Raw genomic sequence first — 8,095 nt, 5'->3', positions numbered from 1 at the left:
CATCGCGAGCAGGCTCGCTCCCACAGGTGAACTGAGTACATCCGCAAGAGATAGGCCGGCTGTCAGGCCGCCTTCGCAGGCAAGCCAGCTCCCACAGTTTTGATTGGTGTACATCTGCGGGAGATTGGTCGGCTGTCARGCCGCCWTCGCGRGCAARCCCGGCTCCCACAATGGATTGATGTACATCTGCAARAGATAGGTCGGCTGTCAGGCCGCCTTCGCGAGCAAGCTCGGCTCCTACATCAGTTGAGTGGTATGACAGAGGTTTCAGCGGCGATTAGCCCAACGCAGGCGCAACCACTCAAGGTCTTCAGGCCGGGTAACCTTGAGATTATCCGCCCGCCCCTCGATCAAGCGTGGCGCCTGCCCCGACCACTCCATCGCAGAGGCCTCATCGGTAATGGTCACATCAGCCACCAGACTGTCCGCCAACGCCCGATGCAAGGCACCCAGACGAAACATCTGCGGCGTATACGCTTGCCAGATCAAACTGCGGTCAACCGTCTCAAGGACCCGACCATGCTTGTCCACACGCTTGAGCGTGTCACGCGCAGGCACAGCCAGTAACCCACCGACAGGATCATCAGCCAATTCCGACAACAACTTGTCGAGATCATCGCGAGCCAGGTTCGGTCGTGCCGCATCGTGGACCAACACCCAGTCTTCATCGGCAGCGCCTTGCGCATGCAAATGCAGCAACGCGTTCAGCACCGAACCCGAGCGCTCTTCACCACCGTCCACCCGTTGAATACGCGGGTCGGTGGCACACGCCAGGGTCGGCCAATAAGGATCATCAACGGCAAGACTGACCACCAGGCCTTTCAAGGCTGGATGATCGAGGAAACAGCCAAGGCTGTGTTCGAGAATAGTGCGCCCGCCCAGTTGCAGATATTGCTTGGGACGGTCCGCGGCCATACGGGCACCGACGCCCGCAGCAGGAATCACGGCCCAGAAGGCCGGTAACGTATTCATCATTGAGCCAACTGGTAAAGGGTTTCACCGTCCTTGACCATGCCCAACTCATGGCGAGCCCGCTCTTCAACGGTCTCCATGCCTTTTTTCAACTCGCTGACCTCGGCGTCCATGACCCGATTGCGCTCCAGCAACGACTCGTTCTCAGCGTGCTGATCGGCAATCTGCTGGGTCAGCTCGGCCACTTGCGCCAGGCTGCCATTACCCACCCACAGGCGGTATTGCAAACCAGCCAGCAGCAAGAGCAAGACAAGAAACAACCAGTAAGGACTGCGCATCGAATATCAGGTATCCAGTGAAAAAAGACAGCCATGCCAACTTTAAAGCTTCTGATAGTACGAAGCCTGGAAGAACCAGGCTCGTACTCTAAGGCATCAGATTAGTGGCAAAAATCCCGCTGCTGCGATTTTTTCGACACAATCCGGTGTCTTTTTACTATCCCAAGCTTAGCCGCGGAATTCGCCACGACCGTTGTACTTGGCTTTGCCGCCCAATTGCTCTTCGATGCGCAGCAGTTGGTTGTACTTGGAAACGCGGTCGGAACGGCACAGCGAACCGGTTTTGATCTGGCCAGCCGAAGTGCCCACAGCCAGGTCGGCAATGGTCGAATCTTCGGTTTCGCCGGAGCGATGCGAGATCACGGCAGTGTAACCAGCGGCCTTGGCCATCTGGATCGCTTCCAGGGTTTCGGTCAGGGTGCCGATCTGGTTGAACTTGATCAGGATCGAGTTGGCGATCTTCTTGTCGATGCCTTCTTTCAGGATCTTGGTGTTGGTCACGAACAGGTCGTCGCCCACCAGCTGGGTTTTTTCGCCGATTTTGTCGGTGAGGATTTTCCAGCCAGCCCAGTCGGACTCGTCCAGGCCATCTTCAATGGAGATGATCGGGTAACGCTCGGTCAGGCCCTTGAGGTAGTCGGCAAAACCTTCGGCGGTGAACACCTGGCCTTCACCGGACAGGTTGTACTTGCCATCTTCGTAGAATTCGCTGGCCGCGCAGTCCAGGGCCAGGGTCACGTCGGTGCCCAGTTTGTAGCCAGCGTTGGCCACGGCTTCGGAGATCACTTTCAGTGCATCTTCGTTGGACGCCAGGTTCGGTGCGAAACCGCCTTCGTCACCGACCGCAGTGCTCAGGCCACGAGCCTTCAGCACAGCTTTGAGGTGATGGAAAATCTCGGTGCCCATGCGCAGACCTTCCGAGAAAGTCTTGGCGCCCACTGGCTGAACCATGAATTCCTGGATGTCGACGTTGTTATCGGCGTGCTCGCCACCGTTGATGATGTTCATCATCGGAACCGGCATCGAGTAAACACCCGGCGTACCGTTCAGGTTGGCGATATGTGCGTACAGCGGCAGGTCCTGGTCGTGAGCAGCAGCCTTGGCAGCCGCCAGGGACACGGCGAGGATCGCGTTGGCGCCCAGGCTGCCCTTGTTCTCGGTACCGTCCAGCTCGATCATGATGCGGTCGAGGGCTTTCTGGTCAACCGGGTCTTTACCCAGCAGCGCGGTGCGAATCGGGCCATTGATGTTGGCCACGGCTTTCAGTACACCCTTGCCCAGGTAACGGCTCTTGTCGCCATCACGCAGCTCGAGCGCTTCGCGCGAACCGGTGGAAGCACCGGACGGCGCGCAAGCACTGCCGATGATGCCGTTATCGAGAAGCACGTCCGCTTCGACGGTGGGATTGCCACGGGAGTCGAGAACTTCACGACCTTTGATGTCGACGATTTTTGCCATTGTTGTAAACACTCCAAAGTTGACGAAAACGACGCAGCTGTAGGAAATCTTTTATCGTCGGCAAGTGATTGGCAGCGGGCAGACTTGCGGACGATAAGGCTCAAGCCCGAGGGCTTGAGCGGTCAATGAATCGTGGGGTACTTTACCGGAGAATTGAGGATTACGCGGTTTCTACCGTCGGAAAACTCTTCACCAGTTCGTCCAGAGCCTTGAGCTGAGCCAGGAATGGCTCCAGTTTGTCCAAACGCAAAGCGCAAGGGCCGTCGCATTTGGCATTGTCCGGATCCGGATGCGCTTCCAGGAACAGGCCGGCCAGCGACTGGCTCATGCCCGCCTTGGCCAGGTCGGTAACCTGGGCGCGGCGTCCGCCGGCAGAATCCGAGCGACCACCAGGCATTTGCAGCGCGTGGGTCACGTCGAAGAACACCGGGTATTCGAACTGCTTCATGATGCCGAAGCCAAGCATGTCCACGACCAGGTTGTTGTAGCCGAAGCTCGAACCACGTTCGCAGAGGATCAACTGATCGTTACCGGCCTCTTCGCATTTGCTCAGGATGTGTTTCATTTCCTGAGGGGCGAGGAACTGGGCTTTCTTGATGTTGATCACCGCGCCGGTCTTGGCCATCGCGACGACCAGATCGGTCTGGCGCGACAGGAAGGCCGGCAACTGGATGATCTCGCAGACTTCAGCGACAACTGCAGCCTGCTCGGGCTCATGGACATCGGTGATGATCGGCACGCCAAAGGCTTGCTTGATGTCCTGGAAAATCCGCATGCCTTCCTCGAGGCCGGGGCCCCGATAGGACGTTACCGACGAACGGTTGGCCTTGTCGAAGCTGGCCTTGAACACGTAAGGGATACCGAGTTTCTCGGTGACCTTTACGTACTCTTCACAGACCTGCATCGCCATGTCACGGCTTTCCAGCACGTTCATGCCACCGAACAGCACCATCGGTTTGTCGTTGGCGATTTCGATGTTGCCTACGCGGATGATCTTTTGAGCCATCAGGTTCAAGCCTTCTTCTGGTGTTGAGCCAAAGCTGCTTTGACGAAGCCGCTGAACAACGGGTGGCCGTCGCGCGGAGTCGAGGTGAACTCCGGGTGGAACTGGCAAGCAACGAACCATGGGTGGTTCGGTGCTTCAACCACTTCAACCAGCGCACCGTCACCGGAACGACCGGAGATTTTCAGACCGGCTTCGATCAGTTGCGGCAGCAGCTTGTTGTTCACTTCATAGCGATGACGATGACGCTCGACGATCACGTCCTTGCTGTAGCAATCGTGGACCAGGGAGCCGGCTTCCAGCAGGCATTCCTGAGCACCCAGACGCATGGTGCCACCCAGATCGGACGATTCGGAACGGGTTTCGACGGCACCGGTGGCATCTTCCCACTCGGTGATCAGACCCACGACCGGGTGACCGCTGGTGCGATCGAATTCGGTGGAGTTGGCGTCTTTCCAGCCCAGCACGTTACGGGCGAACTCGATCACCGCGACTTGCATGCCCAGGCAGATACCCAGGTACGGAACCTTGTTTTCGCGAGCGTATTGAACGGCGGTGATCTTGCCTTCCACGCCACGCAGACCGAAGCCGCCTGGAACCAGAATCGCATCAGCGCCTTCCAGCAGCGCGGTGCCCTGGTTCTCGATGTCTTCGGAGTCGATGTAACGCAGGTTGACCTTGGTACGGTTGCTGATGCCGGCATGACTCATCGCTTCGATCAGCGACTTGTAGGCGTCCAGCAGCTCCATGTACTTGCCGACCATGGCGATGGTGACTTCGTGCTCAGGGTTGAGCTTGGCATCAACCACGGCTTCCCACTCGGACAGATCGGCGCCGCCACATTGCAGGCCGAACCGCTCGACGACGAAATCATCCAGGCCCTGGGAATGCAGGATGCCCGGGATCTTGTAGATGGTGTCGGCGTCTTCCAGCGCGATGACCGCACGTTCTTCAACGTTGGTGAACTGCGCGATCTTGCGACGCGAAGAGATATCGATTGGGTGGTCGGAACGGCATACCAGCACGTCTGGCTGCAGGCCGATGGAACGCAGTTCCTTGACCGAGTGCTGAGTTGGCTTGGTTTTGGTTTCGCCGGCAGTGGCGATGTACGGCACCAGAGTCAGGTGCATCAGCATCGCGCGCTTGGCGCCGACTTCGAAACGCAATTGACGGATGGCTTCGAGGAACGGCTGGGATTCGATGTCACCTACGGTGCCACCGATCTCGACCATCGCCACGTCGGCATCGCCTGCACCCTTGATGATGCGGCGCTTGATTTCGTCGGTGATGTGCGGAATCACCTGGATGGTTGCGCCCAGGTAATCACCACGGCGCTCTTTGCGCAGGACGTGCTCRTAGACACGGCCGGTGGTGAAGTTGTTGTTCTGGGTCATGGTCGTGCGGATGAACCGCTCGTAGTGGCCCAGGTCCAGGTCGGTCTCGGCGCCGTCGTGAGTGACGAACACTTCACCGTGCTGGAACGGGCTCATGGTGCCCGGGTCAACGTTGATGTACGGGTCCAGCTTGAGCATGGTGACCTTAAGTCCCCGCGCCTCCAGGATGGCCGCCAATGAAGCCGATGCAATGCCTTTCCCCAATGAAGAAACAACACCGCCCGTGACGAATATGTAGCGCGTCATGAAAAACCCTAGAAGTCTGCGTTAAAGCGGTCCGAGCCGCCGGGGAAAGCGAAGGAAGGCCGAAGCCCCCGATCACCTGCATTAATTACAGTGCATCTTTCAAAAAAACCGCCGCGTTGGGACAGACCGGAAGAAGAATCACCGGTACGTTGCTCGCTACACATTTTTTGGAATCGCCCAGCAAAGACTGCTTGGTAATCGGCAACTCCTGCAATTCGTTTGAATCCACAGAAGTTGTATCAAGAAGGGAGCGTAGTCTACCGGAAAGCCCCTTTCAGCTCAAACCTTGATCGTTGATCGCTGGCTGCCACCGCAAAAGACCGTTTCCCCCCGCGCTACCGTCGAGTCCATGCAGGTTTGCCACCGCGAGCAATTGCTCATTGCAGTAGAGCAGCGGCAATCTGCCACGGGCAAACAGTGGCAGGCCGCTTTCATTGAGCAAACGCTTGAGGTCGCGATGCCCCCGCCCCGGCAAATGCATGACTTCACCGCCCTGCCGGTAGCGCACGCTTAATGCGCCGGCAGGAACGGTCCCGCTGAAGGTCAACCGTCCGTTATTCGGCAGCAGCAGTGCCGCCGACGGATCAGGCCACGACGGAGCCAGCTCGGGGAGGTTCAGCCAATGGCCGGACAACCACCAGATTCGCCCGTTCGCTCGATGTAATTCACCGTCTGCCAGGCGCCAGATTGGTCGCGCATCCGTCGCTGCATCGCGCAAATTTTCCCAACCCGACCAATGGTCGCTGTCCGGCATACGCGTCAACGGCGCCAACCAGTGGCTGAGGGCATTGCGCTGGCGGGCGGCGGAAAGCTTTTCAAGCGCAGCCATTTCCAGCGACGGCACACCCAGCCAATCGAACTCGCTGACCGTTGCGGCGGGCACCAGATCCATCTCGGCCAAATCATCGAGCAGCCCCTGCGCTTCACTCAAATGCGCAGCACTGCGGGCAATGGTGGTCACGGCCTGCGGCCAACGCTGAGTCAGCGCCGGAAAAATCTGCTGACGAAGGTAATTGCGAGAAAACTGTTGATCGGCGTTCGACGGATCTTCGATCCAGTTCAACTGATGCTCGACGGCATAGGCTTCGAGTTCGGCCCGCGACACGTCCAGCAACGGCCGCAGCAAAAAACCACGCCCCAATGGACGCTGCGACGGGATTGCCGACAAGCCTCTCACCCCTGCCCCGCGCAATAGACGGAACAAAAGAGTTTCTGCCTGATCGTTCCGGTGCTGCGCCGTCAGTAGCAGCTCATTGGCTTGAGTCGCCTCGACAAAGGCGCCATACCGCGCCTCACGCGCCGCGCGTTCCAGGCTCGCCCCAGGCTGAACCTGAACGTGAATAACCTCCAATGACACTCCCAGTGCGTCACACACCCGCTGAGAATGCTCCGGCCACGCATCAGCCGCAGCCTGGAGGCCGTGATGGATGTGAATGGCTTTGAGTTCAGGCAGGGAATGCTTTTTTGCGAGTTGCGCAAGAAGGTGCAGCAGAACGGTGGAGTCGAGACCACCAGAGAAGGCGACACGCCACGTCGGCGCGGTGCGCCAGGGCGTCAGTTTCAGCAGCAGCCGGGCAGGCAGATCAATCGTGGGCTGACGCATATCGATCACTCCGCACAAATCAAATGTGGGAGCGAGCCTGCTCGCGATAGCGGTTCAACAGCCAACAGATGTGTTGAATGTCAGGCCACCATCGCGAGCAGGCTCGCTCCCACATGGGTACAGCGAGGTCAGATCAGAGACCGTAGCTCATCAGACGCTCGTAACGGCGGGCCAGCAGCGCGTCGTTGTCGAACTTCTTCAGCATCGCCAGTTGCGAGCTCAGCTCGGCACGGATCAAGGCAGCAGCAGCGGCCGGATCACGGTGTGCGCCACCCAGTGGCTCGCTGATCACTTTATCAACGATACCCAGGCCTTTCAGGCGCTCGGCGGTGATGCCCATGGCTTCAGCAGCATCCGGTGCCTTCTCAGCGGTTTTCCACAGAATCGAGGCACAACCTTCCGGCGAGATCACCGCGTAGGTCGAGTACTGCAGCATGTTCAACTGGTCGCAAACGCCGATCGCCAGTGCACCGCCGGAACCACCCTCACCGATCACGGTGGCGATGATCGGGGTCTTCAGGCGGGCCATGACACGCAGGTTCCAGGCAATCGCTTCGCTCTGGTTGCGCTCTTCAGCGTCGATGCCAGGGTAGGCACCCGGGGTGTCGATGAACGTCAGGATCGGCATTTTGAAACGCTCGGCCATTTCCATCAGACGGCAGGCCTTGCGGTAGCCCTCAGGACGCGGCATGCCGAAGTTGCGACGAACTTTCTCGCGCACTTCGCGGCCTTTCTGGTGACCGATGATCATCACCGGCTGGTCGTCCAGACGGGCAACACCGCCGACAATCGCAGCGTCGTCGGAGAAGTGACGGTCACCGTGCAATTCATCGAACTCGGTGAAGATGTGCTCGATGTAGTCCAGGGTGTACGGGCGACGCGGATGACGCGCCAGACGCGCGATCTGCCAGCTGGTCAACTTGCCGAAGATGTCTTCGGTGAGCGTGCTGCTCTTGTCCTGCAGGCGGGAGATTTCATCGCCGATATTCAGCGAATTGTCATTACCGACCAAGCGCAACTCTTCGATCTTGGCTTGCAGGTCGGCGATCGGCTGTTCGAAATCAAGAAAATTCGGGTTCATAGGCGTCCGTCTTGGGTCGACGTCCAAGAGAGCTTGGGCCGGCCGGTTGTCTATTCGCGC

Annotated in this window: 7 protein-coding genes; all 7 read right to left on the bottom strand. The window is 58.7% G+C overall.

What is annotated here, in order from left to right; translation table 11 throughout:
- Window positions 1–267 precede the first annotated feature (267 nt).
- Window positions 268–975: a 2-C-methyl-D-erythritol 4-phosphate cytidylyltransferase gene (gene ispD / locus AC1DIH_RS11385; RefSeq protein ID WP_347929088.1), complete on the bottom strand. Its 708-nt coding sequence runs from the start codon at window positions 973–975 to the stop codon at window positions 268–270.
- Window positions 972–1,250: a cell division protein FtsB gene (gene ftsB / locus AC1DIH_RS11380; RefSeq protein ID WP_019692104.1), complete on the bottom strand. Its 279-nt coding sequence runs from the start codon at window positions 1,248–1,250 to the stop codon at window positions 972–974. The genes ispD and ftsB overlap by 4 nt, the downstream gene beginning before the upstream one ends.
- Window positions 1,251–1,418: 168 nt before the next feature.
- A complete protein-coding gene (gene eno, locus AC1DIH_RS11375; protein ID WP_019692103.1) occupies window positions 1,419–2,708 on the bottom strand; it encodes a phosphopyruvate hydratase in 1,290 nt (429 codons plus the stop codon).
- A 160-nt stretch (window positions 2,709–2,868) separates the two neighbouring features.
- A complete protein-coding gene (kdsA, locus tag AC1DIH_RS11370; protein WP_054595922.1) occupies window positions 2,869–3,714 on the bottom strand; it encodes a 3-deoxy-8-phosphooctulonate synthase in 846 nt (281 codons plus the stop codon).
- 5 nt (window positions 3,715–3,719) lie between these two features.
- Window positions 3,720–5,351, bottom strand: coding sequence for a CTP synthase (locus AC1DIH_RS11365; RefSeq protein ID WP_477771743.1), 1,632 nt, complete (start codon window positions 5,349–5,351; stop codon window positions 3,720–3,722).
- A gap of 274 nt (window positions 5,352–5,625) precedes the next feature.
- On the bottom strand, window positions 5,626–6,954 hold the full coding sequence (gene tilS, locus AC1DIH_RS11360) for a tRNA lysidine(34) synthetase TilS (protein WP_477771742.1): 1,329 nt from the start codon (window positions 6,952–6,954) through the stop codon (window positions 5,626–5,628).
- 133 nt (window positions 6,955–7,087) lie between these two features.
- Entirely contained in the window at window positions 7,088–8,035 is a 948-nt protein-coding gene (locus tag AC1DIH_RS11355; RefSeq protein ID WP_427534644.1) for an acetyl-CoA carboxylase carboxyltransferase subunit alpha, read from the bottom strand.
- Window positions 8,036–8,095: the final 60 nt, after the last annotated feature.

The sequence above is a fragment of the Pseudomonas sp. 05N36 genome (assembly GCF_056397385.1).
Note: the sequence above shows the minus strand (reverse complement) of the source record. Positions and strands in the feature narration are given on the sequence as shown.

Excerpts from the sequence above, each read along its gene's own strand:
- ispD (WP_347929088.1), bottom strand. The coding sequence starts at position 975 with ATGATGAATACGTTACCGGCCTTCTGGGCCGTGATTCCTGCTGCGGGC.
- ftsB (WP_019692104.1), bottom strand. The coding sequence starts at position 1,250 with ATGCGCAGTCCTTACTGGTTGTTTCTTGTCTTGCTCTTGCTGCTGGCT.
- eno (WP_019692103.1), bottom strand. The coding sequence starts at position 2,708 with ATGGCAAAAATCGTCGACATCAAAGGTCGTGAAGTTCTCGACTCCCGT.
- kdsA (WP_054595922.1), bottom strand. The coding sequence starts at position 3,714 with ATGGCTCAAAAGATCATCCGCGTAGGCAACATCGAAATCGCCAACGAC.
- tilS (WP_477771742.1), bottom strand. The coding sequence starts at position 6,954 with ATGCGTCAGCCCACGATTGATCTGCCTGCCCGGCTGCTGCTGAAACTG.
- AC1DIH_RS11355 (WP_427534644.1), bottom strand. The coding sequence starts at position 8,035 with ATGAACCCGAATTTTCTTGATTTCGAACAGCCGATCGCCGACCTGCAA.